At 41.6% G+C, this 23,691-nt stretch carries 23 protein-coding genes; 11 read left to right on the top strand and 12 right to left on the bottom strand.

Annotated features, from left to right (window positions below; translation table 11 throughout):
* Nucleotides 1-38: 38 nt before the first annotated feature.
* From O3622_RS06315 to recJ, 5 genes are all read right to left on the bottom strand, one after another.
* The gene (locus tag O3622_RS06315) at nt 39-740 is read right to left on the bottom strand and encodes a M57 family metalloprotease (RefSeq protein WP_371607225.1); all 702 of its coding nucleotides are present in this window, start codon (nt 738-740) and stop codon (nt 39-41) included.
* Between the two features lie 106 nt (nt 741-846).
* A complete protein-coding gene (locus O3622_RS06310; RefSeq protein WP_247929513.1) occupies nt 847-1,626 on the bottom strand; it encodes an alpha/beta hydrolase family protein in 780 nt (259 codons plus the stop codon).
* A gap of 68 nt (nt 1,627-1,694) precedes the next feature.
* Nucleotides 1,695-3,356, bottom strand: a complete 1,662-nt coding sequence (locus tag O3622_RS06305; protein WP_247929512.1) for a ribonuclease J — start codon at nt 3,354-3,356, stop codon at nt 1,695-1,697.
* Nucleotides 3,357-3,856: 500 nt separating this feature from the next.
* Nucleotides 3,857-4,504 carry a CHAP domain-containing protein gene (locus tag O3622_RS06300; protein WP_084857042.1) on the bottom strand — a complete coding sequence of 216 codons (648 nt, stop codon included), beginning with the start codon at nt 4,502-4,504 and terminating at the stop codon, nt 3,857-3,859.
* 284 nt (nt 4,505-4,788) lie between these two features.
* Nucleotides 4,789-7,005 (bottom strand): single-stranded-DNA-specific exonuclease RecJ, encoded by a 2,217-nt coding sequence (recJ, locus tag O3622_RS06295; protein WP_371607231.1) that lies wholly within the window; start codon nt 7,003-7,005, stop codon nt 4,789-4,791.
* Between the two features lie 177 nt (nt 7,006-7,182).
* On the opposite strand from recJ, the gene O3622_RS06290 reads away from it, so the two are divergent.
* From O3622_RS06290 to O3622_RS06270, 5 genes are all read left to right on the top strand, one after another.
* Nucleotides 7,183-7,941, top strand: a complete 759-nt coding sequence (locus O3622_RS06290; protein WP_065371643.1) for an amino acid ABC transporter ATP-binding protein — start codon at nt 7,183-7,185, stop codon at nt 7,939-7,941.
* Between the two features lie 10 nt (nt 7,942-7,951).
* A complete protein-coding gene (locus O3622_RS06285; RefSeq protein WP_000726183.1) occupies nt 7,952-8,746 on the top strand; it encodes a transporter substrate-binding domain-containing protein in 795 nt (264 codons plus the stop codon).
* 12 nt (nt 8,747-8,758) lie between these two features.
* Nucleotides 8,759-9,436: an amino acid ABC transporter permease gene (locus tag O3622_RS06280; protein ID WP_000131164.1), complete on the top strand. Its 678-nt coding sequence runs from the start codon at nt 8,759-8,761 to the stop codon at nt 9,434-9,436.
* 9 nt (nt 9,437-9,445) lie between these two features.
* Nucleotides 9,446-10,105, top strand: coding sequence for an amino acid ABC transporter permease (locus O3622_RS06275; protein WP_033605968.1), 660 nt, complete (start codon nt 9,446-9,448; stop codon nt 10,103-10,105).
* A 129-nt stretch (nt 10,106-10,234) separates the two neighbouring features.
* Nucleotides 10,235-11,017 carry a DUF4037 domain-containing protein gene (locus tag O3622_RS06270; RefSeq protein ID WP_371607224.1) on the top strand — a complete coding sequence of 261 codons (783 nt, stop codon included), beginning with the start codon at nt 10,235-10,237 and terminating at the stop codon, nt 11,015-11,017.
* A gap of 286 nt (nt 11,018-11,303) precedes the next feature.
* Here O3622_RS06270 and O3622_RS06265 read toward each other — a convergent pair whose 3' ends face one another.
* From O3622_RS06265 to O3622_RS06250, 4 genes are all read right to left on the bottom strand, one after another.
* Entirely contained in the window at nt 11,304-12,326 is a 1,023-nt protein-coding gene (locus O3622_RS06265) for a YdcF family protein (protein ID WP_042902759.1), read from the bottom strand.
* A 67-nt stretch (nt 12,327-12,393) separates the two neighbouring features.
* The gene (locus tag O3622_RS06260; RefSeq protein WP_049490302.1) at nt 12,394-12,831 is read right to left on the bottom strand and encodes an Rrf2 family transcriptional regulator; all 438 of its coding nucleotides are present in this window, start codon (nt 12,829-12,831) and stop codon (nt 12,394-12,396) included.
* A 165-nt stretch (nt 12,832-12,996) separates the two neighbouring features.
* The gene (locus O3622_RS06255) at nt 12,997-13,938 is read right to left on the bottom strand and encodes a hypothetical protein (protein ID WP_000801524.1); all 942 of its coding nucleotides are present in this window, start codon (nt 13,936-13,938) and stop codon (nt 12,997-12,999) included.
* Between the two features lie 160 nt (nt 13,939-14,098).
* On the bottom strand, nt 14,099-14,950 hold the full coding sequence (locus tag O3622_RS06250; protein WP_371607223.1) for a metallophosphoesterase: 852 nt from the start codon (nt 14,948-14,950) through the stop codon (nt 14,099-14,101).
* Between the two features lie 196 nt (nt 14,951-15,146).
* On the opposite strand from O3622_RS06250, the gene O3622_RS06245 reads away from it, so the two are divergent.
* The 3 genes from O3622_RS06245 (at nt 15,147) to thrS (ending at nt 18,361) form a co-directional block, all read left to right on the top strand.
* Nucleotides 15,147-15,521, top strand: coding sequence for a hypothetical protein (locus tag O3622_RS06245; protein ID WP_042768522.1), 375 nt, complete (start codon nt 15,147-15,149; stop codon nt 15,519-15,521).
* A 262-nt stretch (nt 15,522-15,783) separates the two neighbouring features.
* The gene (locus O3622_RS06240) at nt 15,784-16,407 is read left to right on the top strand and encodes an AAA family ATPase (RefSeq protein WP_371607222.1); all 624 of its coding nucleotides are present in this window, start codon (nt 15,784-15,786) and stop codon (nt 16,405-16,407) included.
* Nucleotides 16,408-16,417: 10 nt separating this feature from the next.
* Nucleotides 16,418-18,361 (top strand): threonine--tRNA ligase, encoded by a 1,944-nt coding sequence (gene thrS, locus O3622_RS06235; protein ID WP_070569184.1) that lies wholly within the window; start codon nt 16,418-16,420, stop codon nt 18,359-18,361.
* Between the two features lie 47 nt (nt 18,362-18,408).
* On the opposite strand, the gene O3622_RS06230 is transcribed toward thrS, so the two are convergent.
* A complete protein-coding gene (locus O3622_RS06230; RefSeq protein WP_371607221.1) occupies nt 18,409-19,383 on the bottom strand; it encodes a sensor histidine kinase in 975 nt (324 codons plus the stop codon).
* Nucleotides 19,376-20,053: a response regulator transcription factor gene (locus O3622_RS06225; RefSeq protein ID WP_268711490.1), complete on the bottom strand. Its 678-nt coding sequence runs from the start codon at nt 20,051-20,053 to the stop codon at nt 19,376-19,378. The genes O3622_RS06230 and O3622_RS06225 overlap by 8 nt, the downstream gene beginning before the upstream one ends.
* Nucleotides 20,054-20,463: 410 nt before the next feature.
* Here O3622_RS06225 and O3622_RS06220 point away from each other — a divergent pair, with 410 nt between their 5' ends.
* From O3622_RS06220 to O3622_RS06210, 3 genes are all read left to right on the top strand, one after another.
* On the top strand, nt 20,464-21,033 hold the full coding sequence (locus tag O3622_RS06220; protein ID WP_371607230.1) for a TetR/AcrR family transcriptional regulator: 570 nt from the start codon (nt 20,464-20,466) through the stop codon (nt 21,031-21,033).
* 85 nt (nt 21,034-21,118) lie between these two features.
* Complete coding sequence (locus O3622_RS06215) at nt 21,119-21,895, top strand: ferredoxin reductase (protein ID WP_371607220.1); 777 nt, start codon at nt 21,119-21,121, stop codon at nt 21,893-21,895.
* Nucleotides 21,896-22,006: 111 nt separating this feature from the next.
* The gene (locus O3622_RS06210) at nt 22,007-23,083 is read left to right on the top strand and encodes a DUF2974 domain-containing protein (protein ID WP_371607219.1); all 1,077 of its coding nucleotides are present in this window, start codon (nt 22,007-22,009) and stop codon (nt 23,081-23,083) included.
* A gap of 81 nt (nt 23,084-23,164) precedes the next feature.
* Here the strand turns inward: O3622_RS06210 and O3622_RS06205 are convergent.
* Nucleotides 23,165-23,691: LPXTG cell wall anchor domain-containing protein (locus tag O3622_RS06205; protein WP_371607218.1), on the bottom strand; the 527-nt coding region annotated here is incomplete at its 5' end.

Genomic DNA, 23,691 nt, shown 5'->3' with positions numbered 1-23,691 from the left:
AGGAGCTTTGATTTTATTTGAAATTGCACCGACTTCATCTAGTCGCTACCGGAATAGAGTTCTTGAACAGCCTTCACATCCTGAGGCTGAATCCCATAGTAGGAGCCGGCAGGCTGCATAACAGAGGTCTCGTTGGTATGATCCAATCCGATGGCATGCCCCAGCTCGTGCTCCGCCGTGTGCACGATCCGTTCATAAGAATAACCATAGTTTGGATTGGATAGATAATAGTGATTCAGGCGAACCGTTACAGATATAAATTGATTGGTTAACAAATTGGTTTGACTCTCGGCTTGACCTGCTACAGCGGTTGATCCATCATTCATCTCACTTGCCACAATATCTGCCTGACTAGGGTCCGCAACCACCTCAAAGGTAAAGGCTCCCGTTTGATTCCAGTTTTTTATGGCTTCTGCATAGGCACCTTGGAAGGTCTCATCCATTTGAGGTTCAATATAGATGCGAGCTGAAGCCTGAGCCCACTTGCCTTCCGCGTGTTGGTGACTGTCTGTCTGAGACAAGACTTCCAGCGTTCCCGTCTCTTTCCATTCATTCCAGCCACCTTGACCAATCTGGCTCATTTTTTCAACCCGATCGACCGCAGAATGAAAATCACCTGTCAGATACCATAGCACTCCAAAAGCAAGGAGAACAATGATAACCAAGGTCCAGACCAGACGCCAAAAGAAACGCCAAATTCCCAAAAGAAATCGGAACAATAATCGAATAATCCAGAACATGACGCTCCACCTTTCATAAAAATAAGAATCTATCTTTAAATCGATGGCCTCCCATAATCAAGATAGATTCTCTATTTTACTCAATAAAACTGAAAGAAAACTAAAACTAAGATAAGCGCTCTTCCAAAACAAAGTTAATCGGTAGAGTAGCTAAAAAACGCTCCAATTGTTTTTCCCAGTAGTACCACTCGTGAGTGCCAGGACTATGACTATAGGTCACTTTAAAACCAAGCTTTTTGAGGTTCTTCACTGCGAGATTATTGGCTGAATAGAGATAGTCTTGCTCGCCACACCAAGCCCAAAGTTTGGTTTTTTTATCCGATTTCAAAGCGATAGTTTCAAGCGAATGAGGGCTAGCTGTCCAGTCTTTGATTTCTCCAAAAACTCCTCGCCAGTAGGCAAGAGAGCCCAAATCCTGACTTTCAGGAGAAAATTCTTGAAAACTGAGCGCACCAGAAAAACTAGCCGCATGAGAAAAACGATTGGTTGCGAGAGCCAGCTTGAAGGAACCATAGCCTCCCATGGAGAGACCTGCCATGAAGGTCTTTTCTCGCTTGCTGGTCATATTGGGGAAGAAACGTTTCATAACCTGAGGCAACTCTTCTGCTAAAGCAGTAAAGTAGTCAAAACCATACTGGGTATCAGTGTACCAGCCATTGCTAGTATTGGGCATGATAACAATGAGATTGGTTCCACGCAACAAGCGTTCGACATTGGTACGTTTGAGCCAGCTATTTTGGTTTCCTGACATTCCGTGCAAAAGATAAAGGACAGGAATATCTGTGCAATCTGGTTCAGTCACCCGACTAGCATCTGGATAGAGTACGGTAACACCCCACTCCATATCCAAAACTTTTGAGTAATACTCAATATTCATAACTGCCATGGTTGTCTCCTTTTACTATTCTATAAGAAAAAGCCGAATTTCGACTTTTTCTGTAGGTATTCTGCTTATTATTTTGCTTCCATCACGACTGGCAAGATTGCTGGACGACGCTTGGTTTGATCAAAGAGGTACTTGGTCAGATTGTCACGAACCTTGCCTTTGAGATCTGCCCAGTCAAAGTCATCACCTTGAAGATAATCTTCTACCGTTTGGTTAATCAATTCTGAACTTTCACGGAGAATATCGCGGCTCTTCTTGAGGTAAACAAACCCACGCGTATGAACACGGGCCTTGGCCACAATTTTTTTCTCACGACGGTTGACAGTGATTGCCACGATAAAGATTCCATCTTCTGACAAGACCTTACGGTCACGAAGGACGACATTTCCAACATCCCCGATGGCATTTCCGTCAATCAAGACATCCCCTGCAGAAACTGCTCCAGCTGGAACAAAATCTCCATGTTCATAAGACATGGTCGTTCCCTTTTTAGGGATGAAAATGCGTTCCGGCAACATCCCAACTGCCATGGCAGCCTTGGCATGCGCATCCAACTCACGGTACTCCCCTTGGATAGGGAAGAGGTAGTTTGGTTGCAGAAGATTGATCATCAACTGCAAATCACGCGCATTCCCGTGTCCGGATACTCGCAAGCTTTGGGTGATGAGTTTCACCACACCACCAGCTTGGTAGATCATGTTTTCAACACGCGCCATGACAGCTTCTTTGGCGATAGATGGAGTCGTTACGATATAAACTAAGTCTCCGTCTTTGATTTCCACATAGCGGTGGCGACCGATGGACATCTTACGAAGTCCATTAATAGGCTCACCCATACGGCCCGTCTCAAGGATAATCAACTCATGGTCTTCAAAACGAGACATTTCTTTAGGTTTAATCAAGAGACTTTCGTTGGCTAGAGATAATTTTTTGAGACGAATCGCAGTGCGGACGATATTTTCAATATCAAATCCAGTCAAAACAACTCTGCGACCTGTATCTGCTGCAGCATCAAAAACCTGCTGGATACGAGAAAGGTTGCTGGCAACTGCGGCAACGATGATACGACCTTCCCAGTCTGCAATGGTCTGGGTAATTTCATCCCCAACTTCACTCTCGCTCGCCACCTGGATATTGCTATCAGCATTGGCTGAATCACTGAGGAGCGCCAAGACACCATCACGACCGATTTCTGCCAAACGAGCAAAATCCGTCGCATAGGATTCACTAGCTGTCTGGTCAAACTTGAAGTCCCCTGTGTAAACAATACTACCTTCAGTTGTTTTCAGGACTATTCCCAAACTTTCTGGGATAGAGTGAGTTGTACGGAAGAAGGAAACCACAGTCCCTCCAAAGTCGATCTCTGTATCTTCATCAATCACATGGAAGTCATTGAATTTCTTAACCGTATCATTTCCTTTGACAAAGAGTTTGGCCAACTCAATGGTCAACTCAGAACCAAACACAGGCACCTTAGCCTCTGCCAAAAGATAAGGCAGGGCACCAATGGCATCCGCATGTCCGTGGGTCAAAAAGACCCCTGCGATACGATCGCTATTTTCAAAAAGGTAGTCCATATTTGGAATGACGACATCAACCCCTAGTTGTTCATTTTCAGGGTATTTAAGCCCAGCATCCAAAACAAAAATAGAACCATCGATTTCAGCGATGTACATATTTTTCCCATTTTCTCGTACACCACCTAGTGTTGTTAAACTAATATTACTCATTTTCCCTCCGAAACTTCATTTATCTTGATTATAGGGCGAATTCACCCTCTTATTCTAAAAGTTCTCAAACTTTCAGCCGAATCTTTTCCTACCATTATACCATTTTTTTGATTATTTTCAAAACGAAGATGGGTTTTTAACTAGAGATTAGTCACTACTGTGAATCGAATTCTTTTACTTTGACTTCTCTTTTGGAGGCTTCATCGAAGATAATAGAACGATTGTACCATCAAAAATACGGATTTTCTGAATCAATTTGATTTCAGATACCTTTCTCGAACTCTAAATTTTTCTTTTAGTTCAAAAAACTTGCTTTTACCTCTCGACTTGAGAACTATTTTCTACAAAGACATGGTTTATCTGCATCTAAAAGCGAGAATTTCCTGTTCGCTTCAAAATCTAAAAATTTTTCAGCAATTAGCCACTAAGATGGAGCTTAACGATAGGAAATTTCTTCAAAAAGAAAAAAGACTTAGAAATTCTAAATCTTTTTATCATCTTTAGTTTGGATAGATATAAGTGACGTTACCTAAAAATTCATGAGGATTAAAGAAGCCACGGTAATTTGCAATCTGCTTTTGACGTCTGTAGTTTGCTTCCAATACCTGGATAGAGTTTTCACTTTGAACATCTGTTACATAAGCAACATGTCCATATTCACCACCATCCCAAACGGCGATTGCTCCTACTACTGGAACACTTCCTGTCTTATAACCTTGAGCACTCGCGTAGATTGCCCACGTGTTGGCATTTCCCCACCAGTTGCTAGCCCAAGGCGCCAATTCTTTCACACCCCATGTACACTGACCAACAGGATAAGAGTTTCCATAGTTTGTCGGAGTCTTTTCAACAACATCTTCTGTATCTGATACCACATTCGCAGTGCTAGCTGGAGCACTGTAGGTAGAGCTAGGCTGAGCGGAACCACTCACTTCCAATACATCGCCTGGGTGGATAGTGTCAAAGATGGTTTTTCCATTCAAAGCTGCCAACTCATGCGGATCCATTCCGTTTGCAGTTGCAATGGCATAAAATGAATCACCATCTTGGACAACGTAAGAGTTGGCATGAACAGTTTGAGCCCCAACTGTAGCTAAAATAGCGGTAGAAGTCAAACCAAGAGTCAGTTTCGTAACTGCTTTTTTCATAACTAGATTCCCCTTATATTTTCTTGATAAGAAAATCATACTTGATTTACATGTCAGTTAGTTTAGAGTTATATTTTAGTCATGTTACAAAAATTTATACTTTTACTACATAAGGTTTAAAAGCAGACATCGTATAAAGTGATAGAAGAGAATAGAAAATGAATCATTTCCCCAATCTTTACATCAGCAAACCATCCAAAAGACTATCTAATCAACCACTCCCACAGCAAGCATTTATCCAAAAAAAGAGGCCGAGATAGGTCATCTCAGTCCCTTTCCATCTATTACTCCATTAAAAAATCATACATTTCTTGCACGGTACCCAGCGCCATCATTTCTTGATTTTTTACAGTTTGTTTGAGATTTTGGTAAATATGACTTTCAGAAATCTCCCTTTTCGGCGCTTCTTTATTGACTGTCATGACACCATCTTTGATCGTCACAAAACCTAGCTCTTCAAATACTTGGATCATCTTGACCAGCAAGATTTGTTGGATATTGAGATAAGCCGCCAATTCTTTCAGCTTGTAGCGAATATCAAACTCTGGGAACTGGTAAATAGTCTTGTACAATTTGGCAAACTGTTCTCTAGTGCCGTAACCTGTCAGATAGTAGGCCTTATCGATGTCATTTTTGAAATAGACAGCAGAGAAATGTTGTTCCTGAAAAATGGCCTTCAGCAAGGTAATATCCTCAGGAATAGTTTTCACAACAACCGCTTCACTATTCGCTAAATCTGGCACCTCTCCAGAGAAATCCAAGACTGGAATTCCCTCTGGCAAGACTGCATTCTTCCCACGAATGTTAAAGAGTTGAACACCCTCCACACGCGCATCCACCATCATTAACTGGAGAGCAGTTTGGCCATTCCATTGATTGACAGACAAGGTGACTGCCAACTCTAGATTCTTGGTTTGAGAAAATTCTGTCGCCCATCTACCTTGTCCGAAGGCCACCACTTCAAAACTCGCCTCACCCTTGGAAATTTTTAGTTTGAGGTGGGCATTGCCTGCTCCCATGGTACGGGCACTTTCGACATAAAAATCCTTGATATAAAAGACAGGTTTCTGATTATCCATTCCAAAAGGTGCCAAGCGTTCAAAGCTTTTGACCGTTTCCAAGCTAAGCGTCTCCAAGTCTAGCTCTTCATCTAGATTTAACTTGTTCTTACCACTAGCATCTGCGCCTTTTTCACGGATATAATCTTCCAAAACCTGAGATAAATCTGAAAGTTTCTCAACTTCCAGCGTCATTCCTGCTGCACCAGCATGGCCACCAAAGGCGATAAAGAGGTCCCGATGGGGATCTAGAGCTTCAAAAATATCGACTGCTTCTATACTACGAGCACTACCCTTGGCACGACCTTCTTCTATATTAAGAACGATGACTGTCTGCCCTAGTTCTTCCAACAAACGACCAGCAACGATACCCAGAACGCCAGGATTCCAGCCTTCCTTTGCCAAGACCTGGACCTTCTTCTCAGGATCCACCATGGTCTTAGCTTCTTCATAGATTGACTGGACGACTTCCTTACGCTCTTCGTTTTTCTGATGAATCATGAGGGCAATCTCATGCGCTTCCTCGTCGTCAAACCCAGTCAACAAATCAATGGCTGGATTGGGATCATCCAAGCGGCCTAAAGCATTTAAACGAGGAGCAATCTGAAAGCCAACCGTTTCTTCTGTCACTTCATTCGCAGCAATCCCAGCCATGTCTAGCATTTCTTGTAGACCAATACGCTGAGTATGCCCCAGCATTTCCAGACCATATTGAACCATGATACGGTTTTCATCTGTCAAGCTCACCATATCGGCAATGGTACCGATAGCGACCAAATCAAGCAATTCCACTTGCACTTCTTCTAAAAGAGCGCAAGCTAGCTTGAAAGCCACTCCACAACCAGCCAACTGTTTGAAGGGATAGTCCGCATCTGGATGCTCAGGGTGAACAATGGCAAAGGCATCAGGAAGGGTTTCAGGCATGGAATGGTGGTCGGTCACAATGACATCCACTCCCATAGACTGGGCCAATTCAATGGCTTCGTGACCAGCAACTCCATTATCCACTGTCACAATCAAGGAAATACCCTCTTGCTCGATAAAGTATTTATAAACACTGGCATTGGGACCATAGCCATCGGTAAAACGATTGGGTAGGTAAACACGGCACTCAGCACCAAGCTGTTCCAAACTTTCCTTCACAATCGAAGCTGAAGTCATACCATCCGCATCGTAGTCTCCATAGATGAGAATGTTTTCCCCTTCTTCAATGGCCTGACGAATCCGTTCTACTGCCTTGTCCATATCATGGAGCAGATAGGGGTCATGTAAGTCCTCTAAAGAAGGTTCTAAAAACTTCTTTAGACTTTCTTCATCCTGAATCCCTCTTTCAAATAATAACCGTGCCACCTCGGGACCCAGCCCAGCCTTCTTGGCTATCTTTGTAAAATCCGCATCTTCAACCTGCGGGGCAAACTGCCATTCATAAGTAGGAGTTATCAAAAAAACATCCACTCTTTCTAAGAATTCTATCGTTTCATTATAACATGATTTAGGCATTTTCTCTATCCAGATTGCTTTTTTATAACATTTTAGTGAATTTTTTTCAGATATGATTTGACAAGAACATTCTTTTGTTGTAGAATCATGTTATAAAATCTAACACAAAGGAGATCTCTCATGGCTTTAGTAGAATTTAAAAACGTCGAAAAATATTACGGAGACTACCACGCACTCCGCGACATCAATCTCCGTTTTGAAAAAGGACAAGTTGTTGTCCTGCTTGGACCTTCTGGCTCTGGGAAGTCCACTCTTATCCGTACGATCAATGGTTTGGAGGCTGTTGACAAAGGAAGTCTCCTGGTCAATGGACACCAAATAGTAGGTGCTAGTCAGAAAGATTTAGTTCCTCTTCGTAAGGAAGTCGGCATGGTTTTTCAACATTTTAATCTTTATCCACACAAAACAGTGTTAGAAAACGTGACACTTGCGCCTATAAAAGTTCTAGGGATTGATAAAAAAGAAGCTGAAAAAACAGCCCAAAAATATCTGGAATTTGTAAATATGTGGGACAAGAAAGATTCTTATCCGGCCATGCTATCTGGTGGACAAAAACAGCGGATCGCCATCGCTCGTGGTCTTGCCATGCATCCAGAACTCCTCCTCTTTGATGAGCCAACATCTGCTCTTGATCCTGAGACTATCGGAGATGTTCTAGCAGTTATGCAGAAACTAGCACATGACGGGATGAATATGATCATCGTTACCCACGAAATGGGCTTTGCTCGAGAGGTTGCGGACCGCATCATCTTTATGGCAGACGGAGAAGTTTTGGTGGATACGACAGATGTCGATGACTTTTTTGACAACCCAAGCGAACCTCGTGCCCAACAATTCCTCAGCAAAATTATCAACCACGAAAGTGACAAAGTCAAATAAGGAGGCGCCTATGAAAAAGAAATTCTTTTTATCCGCATTATTGATTAGCCTTTTCAGCCTTGCTGCTGCCAAACCAGCCCAAGCCGATACCAGCGTCGCAGACATTCAAAAAAGAGGCGAACTAGTTGTCGGTGTCAAACAAGATGTTCCCAATTTTGGCTACAAGGATCCCAAGACAGGGACTTATTCTGGTATCGAAACGGACCTTGCCAAGATGATTGCAGACGAACTCAAGGTCAAGATTCGCTACGTTCCTGTTACCGCTCAAACCCGTGGTCCACTACTAGATAACGAACAGGTCGATATGGATATCGCGACCTTCACCATCACAGATGAACGTAAAAAATTATACAACTTCACCAGTCCCTACTACACGGATTCTTCTGGTTTTTTGGTCAATAAATCCGCCAACATCAAAAGCATTGAGGACCTAAACGGTAAAACGATCGGAGTTGCCCAAGGTTCCATCACCCAACGCCTGATTACTGAACTGGGCAAAAAGAAAGGTCTAACCTTTAAATTCGTCGAACTTGGTTCCTACCCAGAATTGATTACTTCCCTTCACGCTCACCGTATTGATGCCTTTTCCGTGGACCGCTCTATCCTGTCCGGCTACATCAGCAAACGGACAGAACTACTAGATGATAGTTTCAAGCCATCTGACTACGGTATCGTCACCAAAAAATCAAATACCGAGCTAAACGACTATCTTGATAGCTTGGTCACTAAATGGACCAAGGATGGTAGTTTACAGAAACTCTATGACCGTTACAAACTCAAACCATCTAGCCATACCGTAGATTAAGGAGGACACCCCATGACAGATTTATCATCTTGGACAGCCTATTTTCAGGATTTTGGACAATTTTTCAATGGTTTCCTCTTCACCCTTGCCCTAGCGGTTGGATCCTTTATCCTCGCCATGGTTTTGGGCATCTTCTTTGGAGTCCTATCAACTAGCAAACATCAAATTTTAAGGATTTTGGCTCGTATCTTTGTCGAATTTTATCAAAACACTCCCCTCTTGGTGCAGTTTGTCATCGTCTTTTATGGTTTACCTCTTATCAGTGACCACACCATCATGATTCCGATTTATTGGACAGCTGTACTCTGCGTGGGACTCTATCACGGCGCTTATATCGCTGAGGTTATTCGTTCAGGGATTCAGTCTATTCCTAGCGGTCAAATGGAGGCCGCCTTGTCGCAAGGTTTTACCTATATCAGTGCCATGCGCTTGATTATCTTGCCTCAGGCCTTCCGTATCATTCTCCCACCTTTGACCAACCAAATCGTTAACCTCATCAAGAACACCTCTACCGTAGCTATCATCTCTGGAGTAGACTTGATGTTTGTGACTAAGTCTTGGTCGGCTCTCAACGGAAACTATATCCCAGCCTTTTTAGGTGCTGCTCTTCTCTACTTTGCCCTATGCTTCCCTGTTGCCCAGTTTGGTCGCAAGATGGAGCAAGCCAACAAAAAAGCCTATTCACTTTAGGAGGTTACTATGGAATCTATTTTAGAAGTTTTGACCCCAGATAACCTAATCTTTATCTTTAAAGGATTTGGCTTGACCCTCTACATTTCTCTGATTGCTATCGTCCTCTCGACCCTTATCGGAACAGTGCTAGCCGTCATGAGAAATGGGAAAAATCCTGTCTTACGGATCATCTCCAGCATTTATATCGAATTTGTACGTAACGTTCCCAACCTACTCTGGATTTTCACCATCTTTTTGGTGTTTAAGATGAAGTCCACACCAGCAGGTATCACTGCCTTTACCCTCTTTACCTCAGCAGCCTTGGCTGAGATTATCCGGGGCGGTCTTAATGCCGTAGACAAGGGGCAGTATGAAGCAGGAATGTCGCAAGGATTCACCTCTGCGCAAATCCTTTACTACATCATTCTCCCACAAGCTATCCGCAAAATGCTGCCAGCTATCATTTCTCAGTTTGTAACTGTAATCAAGGATACCAGTCTTCTCTACTCTGTAATCGCTCTACAAGAACTCTTTGGCGCCAGCCAAATTCTCATGGGACGCTATTTCGAACCAGAGCAGGTCTTCAGTCTTTATATCCTGATTGCCTTGATTTACTTTATCTTTAACTTTGCCATTTCTAGCCTGTCTCATAAGCTAGCAAAACGTTGGCAACAAGCCGCAGAATAAAAAAGAAATGTGAATTCAAAACAAGGGTTCACATTTTTTTCTATAAATGAAAAAGAGCAACTCAATGCTATGCAAACGTTTTACTTTTTGGTAAAATGACTTTAAAACCATAAAGCAAGGAGAAAAATCATGATCCACGAACTTTGCAAAGAATTCTCTCAACTGGAACAAGTAGAAGCTATCGCTCTTGGTGGCTCTCGTGCAGGACAAAACTATGATCAAAATTCTGACTATGACGTTTATGTCTATCTCAACTCTTCAATTGATGAGGCGACTCGCCTCAAAATTTTGAGTAAATACTGCTCCTGTATGGAAATTGGAAATCAGTTTTGGGAATTAGAAGATGACTGCGCACTAAACAACGGTATCGAAATCGAGTTGATTTATCGTTCGCTGGAGTCGTTTGAACAGGAATTGAACTCAACCGTTTTTCAACACAAAGCTCAAAATGCTTATACAACTTGCATGTGGCATAATCTACTCCACAGCAAGATTTTATACGACCCGAATGGACACTATGCTTCTCTCCAAAAGACTTACCAGATTCCCTATCCACAGGAACTCAAAAAGCATATCATCGAAAGGCAACTCCTTTTGCTAGAACAAGCCATGCCTGCCTTCTCTCACCAAATAGAAAAAGCTATCAAGCGCCAAGATCTTCTCAGTATGAATCATCGTACGAGTGAGTTTTTTGCTTCCTACTTTGACTTGTTATTTGCGCTCAATGAGCAAATCCATCCTGGTGAAAAACGAATGTTGGAGTACGCAAAGACCAATTGTACACTCCTCCCTATGCAATTTGAAGAAACTATTCGCAAGTACTTCCAACTACTCTATCAACCACAACAAGGAGAACAAGCGATCGTAACCTTGCAAACTATCCTGAAGGAACTAAAAGCCATTTTGCCATAGACCAAAAAGAAAATGTGAACCTCTGTTGCTGTTCACATTTTTATTTGTCGTTGACTGTAAAATTCTAGTCTACTCATATTCAGTTGCCTATTTTTGACTCTCTCTGAAAATCTGCAACTAGGTTAGAAATTGTTCAATTGATTGACGAACAATCATAAAACCGCTCCAAAAACCGCACTCACAATCACTTACCCTGCTCTTTCATTACTAGTGACAATTTTTCCCTTAGGGTTACTACAAGATTTTTTAGAGATTCTAACAAGAATTACAATATGAATTTTACATATTACCATAGAACACCTCTATAGGAGAAAATCAGAGCTAAAATTAATAAAATATAGAAGGCGAGAAAAAGCCATCTCATCTTCACACATAGAGCAATGTATTCTCTGATAAAGGCCGATGGGATATAGTAGGCGGCTGTACGGCAACCAAGGCCATCTCCCTTCATCCCAATACGGCGAGCATAGGTACTGGTACGAAAAACATGGTAATCATTGGTCACAAAGAGAAAACGTGGACTGGCCACCAGCTTCTCTCCCATTTCTTTTGAGAAGAGAAGATTCTCATAGGTCGTCGTTGAGTCTTCCTCTAGGAGAATCGCTTCTCTCGGAACATCCGTCTCTTCCAGCAAATAATTACAAATCGCCTGAGCTTCGGATATCTTTTCATCTCCACCTTGACCACCACTTGCGATGATTTTAACATTGGGATTGAGAGACTGGTGATAAGCTTCTACTGCCTTGTCAATGCGACTCTTCAGTAAGGGAGTCACTTTTTCTCCATTCAATAAGCCTGCTCCGTGAATGATGATAAAATCATAATATTTTTTCTTGGGAATAAAAAGATACAGAATAGAATAAAGCAGAAATCCTGCAAAAGCAAAACCAAAAATCAAATACGAATAAATCAAAAAGAAAAAGATAATATTCACTAGATGATTGGTATAGAACAAGCCCTTAGTATCGCTCACTCGAATCGCCATGATTACAAAAAAGAATAGAATCACGCACCCTAATCCTAGAGACAAATAATTTGCCTTGGATTTTCCTTCTTTTTTCAATAACACAAATCCATTATAAATAAGGAAAAAACCACTTAGAAAAACTAAAAGAGGCAGCAGGAGAAAAATCCCTGCAAAGAAAACCATGTGCACTTCTTTCTGCCCAGCTTCGTAAAAAAGATTGGCAATGGACATATAAGAAAAGAGCAGAGACAAAAGCAAGAGAGCTGGATTCCAGAGACTGCGATTGTCCCTTAAAAACGAAACGAGAAAAAGTAAGACAAAAAATCCTGTGATAAAGTACATAGTCTCCTCCTTTGATGACTACATTGTACCATAATTATAGCAATAGAAAAAGAGAACCTTAGTCCTCTTACTTAGAGAGTTTATTCTGAGCATCTGCTACAACCTGAGCCAGACTTGTCTGACGAAGTTGGTTCTCCATAGCTGCTTGAACATCGAACAACTTTTGGTCCAAGACTGCATGGATATTAGCACCAATTGGGCAATTAGGATTTGGATTGTCATGGAAACTAAAGAGCTTACCGGATTTTCCTAAACACTCCACAGCTTGGTAGACATCCAACAAACTGATATCCTGAAGGTCTTTTATTATCTCAGTTCCTCCCGTACCACGAGCAACTGAAATCAATCCAGCTTTTTTGAGTTGCGATAAAGTCTTACGGATAATGACTGGATTGACTCCGACACTGGCCGCAAGAAAATCGCTGGTTACCTTACTATCTGTATCCTGCATTGCAATAATAATCATCATATGAGTCGCAATTGTAAATCGGCTTGAAATTTGCATCTTCTTCTCCTTTCATTGATATTTTATTCATCTTTTCCCGTATAAACATTATACCTTTTTTGCTTATCCTGTCAAATATTAACGAATGATTATCTTCTCAATGCAAAAAGTCCTGTATCCCTCTTGGTACCCAGAACAGCGGAGGACATACAAAGACTTATTTCTTTATGCAATTTTACGGACAATCCCTTTTGTTTTATGACTTGACCAAACCGAGCTGATAGACACCCCAGCACCAACTAAGGTAAACACAGCTAACATAGCTAGATTATAAAAATAGTTATCTGGAAAATCACCGCTAAAGATTAATTGATTCACCACTCGGAAAGCAAAGGCAAACTCAACCCCTAGTTTAGCAACGACTTCCATCGCCAAATCAATTTGATTCACTAGAAAGACAGTAATCACCATCCAAATAGAGGAAATCACAATCCCCTTTCGAGATACCTTTCTTCCAAGGATTTCATATCCTTTAATGGTACAAATCCCCAGAACAATACCCGCTACCATAGCTACATAACCTAGACGAGCGATAAATAGAGCAACTGCTCCACCAATCAAGGCTCCCAGCAAGGCACCAACTGCTCCAAGAAGAACATTTTCCTTTTGATTTTGATAAGAATCTACCTCAATCTGAAGATTGCTCTTCAGCAATTGATAGCTTTCCTCGTTGATAAGGAAAATTGAATCACCTAATTGATAGAGACCAACGGGGCCCTCCTGACCGCTGTAGGCACACACTTGGACGAAATGATGGGTTTCAAGGAAGGCAACGAGATCTGTTATGAGCGTCTGTAACTTTTCAATTGTTTTTGATTTGCGCATGGCACCTTTTACGACAAAAGAAACAAGGTACTGGTTGATAGACAAGGTCGACAAGTTTGGAAGAGATTCACTCTTAAACTCATCCCAAACCAATTCATTTTCTTCTGAATCCGCAGGATTGCCATTCAAACTCACACTGACACAAAGTCGAAACTGGTTTTTCACGTCAGTTTCTTGCAGGAATAATAAATAGCCTGACTGCGTGCCATAAATACTACGCGAATCTTCGTCAAATTGCAAGCCCAACTCCGAGGCAATAGCGTGTAACTCTTCTGGTTTCATTATCTGTCTCCTCTTATTTTGAATATCAATTAGTATGAGATTCAAATTAGTTATATTCCGTTATTCTAACATAAATTTGAGAAGCCGTCAATTCGTATCCAGTTCGACTTATCGCAAAACAGCAGTCACTAGACTATCTTATTTCTAGCTAGAAATCCTCTTAAAACCAATCTTTCTTTTCTCTTTCCATCCAGAGTTCAACATCCTGGTCATAACCTTCTTGTTCACTAATCTGACCTAACAATTCGTGATTATGAGTATGGTGAATCCCATTTACCAAACTTTCATAGTAGACCTGAAAATAGGGGAGCTTCAAATCCTTAGCCAACTGCAATTCAGCTTCCACATCATAATCCACTCGACGAAAATCAACATCAGACAAACCTGCTTCATCAAACTCTAAGATCATATACTGGGCCCGCAGGTCCTTACGCAACTTCGCATCTAGAAAGAAAGGTTGTCCAATGGAACCTGGATTAAGAATCAACTGTCCATCACTTCCGTAACGAAGCAACTGTTGATGAATATGGCCATATACTGCGATAGAGGCGTGTGGATTCGTCACCAATCTATCAAAATCTTCTTGCTTTCCCGTATGAATCAACTCTCTACCCCAGTTTTTATCAGGGAGATGGTGTGTGATTCCCACCATCAAATCACCAAACTGACGATGAACTTGCATGGGTTGATTATTGAGGTCTTCGATTTCTTCAGGGCTGACCTCCTCTAAGATGTACTGACTTTGACGCAGGAGATAACGATGGCTCGCTTTTGTAGGGTCTAACTTGCGATGCAGACCTCGCCAGAGACTATTCTCCCAATTTCCCAGAACTCTTACTGTAATAGGCAAGCTAGCTAAGAGGTCCAAGATCCTTCTACGTCCTGTTCCTGGCATCAGAATATCCCCTAAAAGCCAGTATTGGTCTACCTCTGCCGCTTTAGCATCAGCCAGTACAGCTTCCAAAGCTGTCGTATTTCCATGTATATCTGAAAGAACTGCTATTTTGGTCATTCTTTCTCCTTACCCTTTTACTTCTTTTGTTAGTATTATAACAGAAAACACTCGAAAAGATCACTATCACCGATCACTGGATTAAATTGTAAGAGCCTCCAAATCGTGCTATAATATAAGTAGAGATTTCCCCTTCATTTAGGATTATGTGGTCTACAATATCTCTCATTTTTTTCCAGATTGGAGGACTATTGCCATGCGGAATTATCTTAAGTATATCCCATACTACCTTGTTACTTTCTTTTTTTACTGGCCACTCTATGAGCTCCTCTCTCTACTCATCTCTGACCCATATACACTGAAGGGACTGTACATTTACAACATCATCCTCTTTTCACCTCTGGTAACCTTTATCGTATCGCTACTTTATAGCTATCGATTTCATTTCTCACTTTGGTGGCTACTCAGCATTGGTCTGCTCTATTGCTTTACTATCATCACCTTTGGTGAGTTCATCCTGCTTTACTTCCTAGCCTATGAACTCTTTGCCCTACTTGGGTTGGTTTCTGGTGTGGGTATCAAGCATCTCTTCCAGAGAGCGAAAAACAAAAAAATTATACAAAAACCTTGAAAATTCTCGCAATCATGCTATAATAATGCATAGAGACAAGTCACTTAGTCCCTTTCTACTAGAGAGTGCGTGGTTGCTGAAAACGCATAGAAAGCCTAAACTGATACTACTCTACTGACTTTTATGCAAACATAAAACGGTGGCTACGTTAAAGCCAATCAGAGGTGTCCCTCTTTTTTGAGGAACATAAATGAAGGTGGAACCACGTTGCGACGTCCTTTTGAGGATGTCGTTTTTTGTTTTGTCAGAAGGAGGAAGAACGATGCTTTATATGATTGGCGGATCGCCTTGTAGTGGAAAGTCAACAATTGCCTCACTTCTTGCTAGACAGTATCAACTACTTCATATCAAACTGGATGATTTGGTAGAAGAGATGATGAGTCAAGCAAGTGCAGACTCACAGCCGATTTGCCTTCTTAGGCAGGATAGAAATCCAGAACAAATCTGGATGAGAAATCCAGAAGAGATGGCAGATGAAGAATGGCGCTTTTATGAAGAGATTTTTCCTTATGTAAAATCTTACTTGATAAAAAATCAGAACAGACCTCTCTTGGTGGAGGGAGCTGGACTTTTGCCTCACTTGGTAAAGGAGCTCGAATGTCAAGCATCATCCTATCTTTGCTTGACTCCGATAGCTGATTTTCAAAAAAAGCATTATATACAGAGAGAATGGGTTCCTTATGTCTTAGAGGGTACAACCAACCCTGAGCAAGCTTTTGAAAACTGGATGCAACGAGACATTCTTTTTGCTCAAATGGTGCGTAAGGAAGCGGTGAGATTAGGCTATCCTAGCCTCATAACAGATGGCAGTCAATCAGAGAATCAGACTGCGGAAGAAGTTGCTCGGCTCTTAAAATTGTCCAACAAAAATAGAAGAAATATTTAAGGAGAAAACCATGATTAAGATTACTTTCCCAGATGGCGCTGTTCGTGAATTCGAATCTGGCGTTACTACTTTTGAAATTGCCCAATCTATCAGCAATTCCCTCGCTAAAAAAGCCTTGGCTGGTAAATTCAACGGCAAACTCATCGACACGACTCGTGCTATCACTGAAGATGGAAGCATCGAAATCGTGACACCTGATCACGAAGATGCCCTTCCAATCTTGCGTCACTCAGCTGCCCACTTGTTCGCCCAAGCAGCTCGTCGCCTCTTCCCAGACATTCACTTGGGGGTTGGTCCAGCTATCGAAGATGGCTTCTACTACGATACGGACAATCAAGCTGGTCAAATCTCCAACGAAGACCTTCCTCGTATCGAAGAAGAAATGAAGAAGATCGTCAAAGAAAACTTCCCATCTATTCGTGAGGAAGTGACGAAAGACGAAGCACGTGAAATCTTCAAGAACGACCCTTACAAGTTGGAATTGATTGAAGAACACTCAGAAGATGAAGGTGGTTTGACTATCTACCGTCAGGGAGAATACGTGGACCTTTGCCGTGGACCTCACGTCCCATCAACAGGCCGTATCCAAATCTTCCACCTTCTTCATGTAGCAGGTGCTTACTGGCGTGGAAATAGCGACAACGCGATGATGCAACGGATCTACGGTACAGCTTGGTTTGACAAGAAAGACTTGAAAAACTACCTTCAAATGCGTGAAGAAGCTAAAGAACGTGACCACCGTAAACTTGGTAAAGAGCTTGACCTCTTCATGATTTCTCAAGAAGTTGGTCAAGGACTTCCATTCTGGTTGCCAAACGGTGCGACTATCCGTCGTGAATTGGAACGCTACATCGTCGACAAAGAGTTGGCTTCTGGCTACCAACACGTTTACACTCCACCACTTGCTTCTGTGGAGCTTTACAAGACTTCTGGTCACTGGGATCATTACCAAGAAGACATGTTCCCAACCATGGACATGGGTGACGGGGAAGAATTTGTCCTTCGTCCAATGAACTGCCCACACCACATCCAAGTCTTCAAACACCATGTTCACTCTTACCGCGAATTGCCAATCCGTATCGCCGAAATCGGGATGATGCACCGCTATGAGAAATCTGGTGCCCTCACAGGTCTTCAACGTGTGCGTGAGATGTCACTCAACGACGGTCACCTCTTTGTTACTCCAGAACAAATCCAAGAAGAATTCCAACGTGCTCTTCAGTTGATTATCGATGTTTATGAAGACTTCAACTTGACTGAATACCGCTTCCGTCTCTCTCTTCGTGACCCTCAAGATACTCACAAGTACTTTGACAACGATGAGATGTGGGAAAATGCCCAAACCATGCTTCGTGCAGCCCTTGATGAAATGGGTGTGGACTACTTTGAAGCTGAAGGCGAAGCAGCCTTCTACGGACCAAAATTGGATATCCAAGTTAAGACTGCCCTTGGAAAAGAAGAAACCCTTTCGACTATCCAGCTTGACTTCTTGCTTCCAGAACGTTTCGACCTCAAATATATCGGAGCTGACGGGGAAGAACACCGTCCAGTTATGATTCACCGTGGTGTTATTTCAACCATGGAACGCTTCACAGCTATCTTGATTGAGAACTACAAAGGTGCCTTCCCAACATGGCTTGCACCACACCAAGTAACCCTCATCCCAGTATCTAACGAAAAACACGTGGACTACGCATGGGAAGTGGCTAAGAAACTCCGTGACCGCGGTGTCCGTGCAGATGTCGATGAGCGCAATGAAAAAATGCAGTTCAAGATCCGTGCTTCACAAACTAGCAAGATTCCTTACCAATTGATCGTTGGTGACAAGGAAATGGAAGACGGAACCGTCAACGTTCGTCGCTACGGCCAAAAAGAAACACAAACTGTCTCAGTTGATGACTTTGTTCAAGCTATCCTTGCTGATATCGCCAACAAATCACGTGTTGAAAAATAAAAACCTAGCATAAAAGCCTCCAATCGGAGGCTTTTCCTCATCTATGTTTACTCAATAACGAGCTTCACTTCAGCGAATTTAATCCGTACGGTTGTTCCTTTTCCGACCTCAGACTCGATGCGAATCTGGTGGCCCAGCTCTTCAGAAATTTTCTTAGATAGGTAAAGTCCAAGTCCAGATGACTGCTGGGTTAGACGGCCATTGTAACCTGAAAAGCCACGTTCAAAGACTCGGAGAACATCACTATTTTTTATCCCGATTCCCGTATCCTTGATACAGAGCTCCTGGCCTTCCATATAGATCTCTAACCCACCTTCCTTGGTGTACTTGAGACTGTTTGAGAGGATTTGTTCAATGACGACCAACAACCACTTCTTATCGGTCACGATGATTTTGTCAAGGTCATGGAGATTGAGCGCCAGTCCTTTTTGGATAAAGAAAAGGGCATACTTACGAACCACTTCCTTCACCAGATCCTCCACTTGAATCTTTTCAAATACTAAGTCATCGTGGAAGCTTTCCAAACGAAGATACTGCAGTACCAGATTGGTATAGGAGTCAATCTTAAAGATTTCCTGTTCCAGTTGCTGCTTGGCCTCACGATCAGAGACTTCTGCTACCAAGAGACGACTCGCTGCAATGGGGGTCTTGATTTGGTGAACCCACAAGGTGTAGTAGTCAAGCAAATCCGTCAACTTGCTCTGCGCTTCCGACTTCTTTTGATACAATTCAGACTCACGCTCTTCGAGCTTTTCTGCTAGCGCACATTCCAGAGGAGACTTGGGATCTCTCTCAGCATAGAGTACTTCCTGCCGGTAAACCTGAGCTTCTGCAAAAATATCCCAAGCCAAAAATAGGAAGGTCACAAAACTACTGAGCAGAAAGAAATAAAGAAAATAAGTTCCTAGACTAGCAAATAAAAACTGAAAGAGAAGGACAAGAAAGCCTAATGAAAAAATATAGACAAAGATGCGACTGCGAGAACGCAGATAGGCTAGAAAAAATGATTTCCAATCAAGCATGTTTCAGTCCGTATCCTATCCCTTTCTTGGTTTCGATAAACCCTGTTAAACCTTGCTCCTCCAACTTTTTACGCAAGCGAGCAACGTTGACAGACAAGGTATTGTCATCAATGAAAAAGTCGCTATTCCAGAGTTCCCGCATCAGGTCATCACGCGCCACGATATTGCCAGCATGTTCAAACAAGACCCGCAAAATTTGAAATTCATTCTTGGTCAAACTCAGGACTTCCCCCTGATAGTGCAGGTCCATAGACTTGGTATTGAGGATCACACCCGCATACTCCAGCAGACTTTCATCTCGGCCAAACTCATAGGAACGGCGCAACAAGCCCTGAACCTTGGCAAGGAGCACCTGCTGGTCAAAAGGCTTGGTCACAAAGTCATCTGCCCCCATATTGATCGCCATGACGATATCCATCGCTTGATCTCTCGAAGAGAGAAACATGATGGGCACCTTAGAAATCTTACGAATCTCCTGGCACCAGTGGTAACCATTAAAAAGAGGCAGACCAATATCCATGAGCACCAAATGAGGTTCTGACTGAACAAAAAGACTCAATACTTCCATAAAATCTTCTACCAAAACGACCTCAAAGCCCCACTCAGAGAGCAGTTTCCCCACTTGTTGCCGAATAACTTGGTCATCTTCTACTAGTAAAATCTTGTGCATGCGCTCCTCCTTTGTTATTTCTCAAAGTATCAAAACCCTTCATATCAGATTTACGGATCAGTATCTCATACTGTTTAGCAGCCTATTTCCCAAATTCAGATCAGAAAACAGATGCTAAATAGAGAACATTCCCACTGATATCATACCTTATTTTTAACTATAGTTCCAGCCTTATCCTATATTTCCCTTTTTTGTGCTTATTTAGTCCGTGTTTCTTTTACTTAAGGAATAGATTTAAAATGAGTAATCTTATCAAAGTAAATGCCTTGTAAGCTTATGTAACTCTTCTGTTTATAAATGTAATTGCTTTAAACCAATTTATTCATCCTTCTTATTGACAAGCTAGCCATGATTTGTTAGAATATGAATGAATAAACAAATTTATTCATTCATAAAACAAAGGAGGTTAAATCCTATTGGACAAAAAACAATCTTTAAAGACAGCAGCCTATGAAGTTTTTTCGAAAAAAGGGTACAAGGCAACAGGTATTTCAGAAATTGCTAGGCAAGCTGGTGTTGCAGTTGGTTCTTTTTATAACTATTACGAGAGTAAAGAAGCCATTTTTCTAGACATCTATATAGATGAAAACAACCGTGTTCGCCAAGCTATGATCAAAGAACTGGATTGGGAAATTGACATGATCGACCTCATTGGTCAACTATTTGCTCAGTCCAGAACTCTCGTTTCTTCCAATAAAATCCTTGCAGAATGGTACAATCCTGCCATCGCTGATGAGTTACACAGCTACTATTCCTCGGAAGAAGGCAAAGTCGCAAATCCTTTTCATCAGTTTCTAGTTAAAACTTTTACAAATCGTATGCAGTCTGAAGGATATTCGCCAGAAAAAATTCAAGATATTTTACAGGTTTATAATCTGTTTTACTACATGGATATGCATATCACGGAAAAAGATTTTCCAGAAATTGGCAAAACTGTCGAAATACTTGCAACCAACTTCATTAAAGGAGTTCTAAAATAAAGAATGGATTTCTTTATTTTTTAAAAAGATATGAATGAATTATTTTTTAGTTCATTCATAAAATTAAGAACAGGAGTTATAAAAAATGAAAAGAGGTAAAAAAATGTTTATTATCATTCTATCAACACTTGGAGCGCTATGTATTATAACTTGGGGTGCCATCGCTTATCTTGGACGAAGCCAGACATTATCGATAAAATCCATCGAAAACCCCAGCGGAGATCTATATTTAATTCATATCACAAAACCGAGTCATCAAATCTGGAAAGCTGGGGCTTATGCTAAGTTTACACTCCCTGATACCTCGTCTACTGCTAAAAAATATGAAGCTAAGGGAGAGCAAACCAGTCGATGGCTAACCATTGCCTCCACACCTGATGAAGATGAAATTCTCATTTTGACTCATAATAGTGGTAGCAACTTTAAGAACACCTTGACACATTTACCGGCTGGCAGTGAGATTGAGATGAGTTGGTTGGATTCCTCTTTGACTGTTAAAGATACGAATAAACCACTAGTTTGTTTTGCATCTGATGTCGGCATTTCTGCTCTACGTCCCCTTATCAAAGAATGGGCTGGTAAATGTCCGATTATTCTCAACCATTTTGATAAAGGAGTTACTATTTTCGATAATGAGATGAAAGAACTGGCTCAAAAAACATCGAATTTTACTTATAAAACTAGCGAGGAACTTTCTCAAAGTCAAGAATTTTTAAAACGTGCTATTGATGAATACGGCAATCAAGCTAGCTATCTTATCACAGGACAGCCTGATGATGTAAATGAGATGAAGAATTTTTTAAAGGAAAATGGGATTGATAGCAAAAACATACAAGTAAGCTCGTTTAGAGGTTTGAAATAGGAGCAATCTATCTTCTATGTATTTCAATTAAACCCTACTAGGTCATTCAAACAAGCCTACTAGCTAATTCTAGGTAAATGTGATAGGATAAACATAGAGAAAGGAGCTTTTATGGCCAATATTTTTGACTACTTAAATGATGTAGCATACGATTCCTTTTATGATCTCCCCATGAATGAGTTAGATGTTCTTGCCTTGACTGAATTAACCTACCTATCTTTCGATGATGTAGTCACCCAAGAACCAAAGCGTCTCATAGATCTTGCATCTCAAATCCCTAGAGACACGACTATGCTGACCAATAAAAACCGTCTCCAGTTGTTAGATCAGCTCGCTCAACACAAACGCTTTAAAAATTGCAAGCTCTCAGACTTTATCAACGATATTGATCTTGAATTGCAAAAACAGTTTGCGGCTATGACTTATCGTATCAGTCTCGATACCTATTTGCTTGTTTTTCGTGGAACTGATGACAGTATCATTGGTTGGAAAGAAGATTTCCATATGACCTATATGAAGGAAATTCCAGCTCAAAAACATGCCCTCCAGTATTTACAGGACTTCTTTGCTCAACATCCTAACCAAAAGGTGGTCCTAGCAGGACACTCAAAAGGGGGCAATCTAGCTGTCTATGCTGCCAGTCAACTTGATCCAAACTTGCAGAAAAACATTATCTCTGTCTATACTTTTGATGCGCCTGGGCTTCACAAGGAACTAACCGAAACACCTGGCTATCAAAACATGATGGAAAGAACAAAAGTATTTGTCCCACAAGGTTCTATCATCGGGATGATGCTGGAAATTCCGGATAAAAAAATCGTCGTTCGAAGCACTGCCTTAGGCGGTCTTGCCCAGCATGACACCTTTAGTTGGCAGATTGAAGACAAACACTTTGCCCAACTAGACGAGACCAATAGTGACAGCCAGCAAGTTGATACTACCTTCAAGGAATGGGTTGAAACAGTTCCTGATACGGAACTGCAGCTCTACTTTGACCTCTTTTTTGGAATCATTCTTGATGCAGGCATCTCCTCTATCAATGATCTTTCTTCCTTCAAGGTCATTGAACACATTCACCATCTCTTTGTCCAAGCTCAATCCCTCACTCCCGAAGAAAAAGAAACCATGGGACGATTAACCCAACTCTTGATTGACACCCGCTACCAAGCTTGGAAAAATCGAGAATAGACAAAAACCAACTAATCTAATGATTAGTTGGTTTTTTGTTTAAGAAACTAATGGATACTACTTAGAATTTCTTGTATAGAGTTAGTCTTCTTTTTTCTTGCGAGACACAAGTCCAAATCCGCTCATCAAACCAAGTACTCCTAGAGCTGCCAAAGCCGAATGATCTTCCGTACCAGTATTAGGTAATTCTTTGGTTGCTTTAGTAGCTGGAGATTGCTCAATCGGTTTTTGTTGAGGGGTAGTAACAACTTTTTCGTAGACATGTTCAGTGTCGCCGTTTGGAAGTTTCTTGGTCTCTACGAAGCGGTAACCTGGGATATCTTTCTTAGGTTGTTGGCCGTCTTCGGTTGGATAACCTGGAATTTCATTACCTTCCTTATCCTTGTGACTAGTCTTAACCTTCTCATAAACGTGTTCTGTGTCACCGTTTGGAAGTTTCTTAGTCTCTACGAAGCGGTAACCTGGAATGTCTTTCTTAGGTTGTTCACCGTCTTCGGTTGGATAACCTGGAATTTCATTGCCTTCCTTATCCTTATGACTAGTCTTAACCTTCTCATAAACGTGCTCTGTGTCCCCGTTTGGAAGTTTCTTAGTCTCTACGAAGCGGT

This window comes from Streptococcus sp. 27098_8_51 (assembly GCF_041432205.1).
Lineage (GTDB): Bacteria > Bacillota > Bacilli > Lactobacillales > Streptococcaceae > Streptococcus.
The sequence above is the reverse complement of the archived record's forward strand: the minus strand, read 5'-3'. Positions and strand labels throughout refer to the sequence as shown.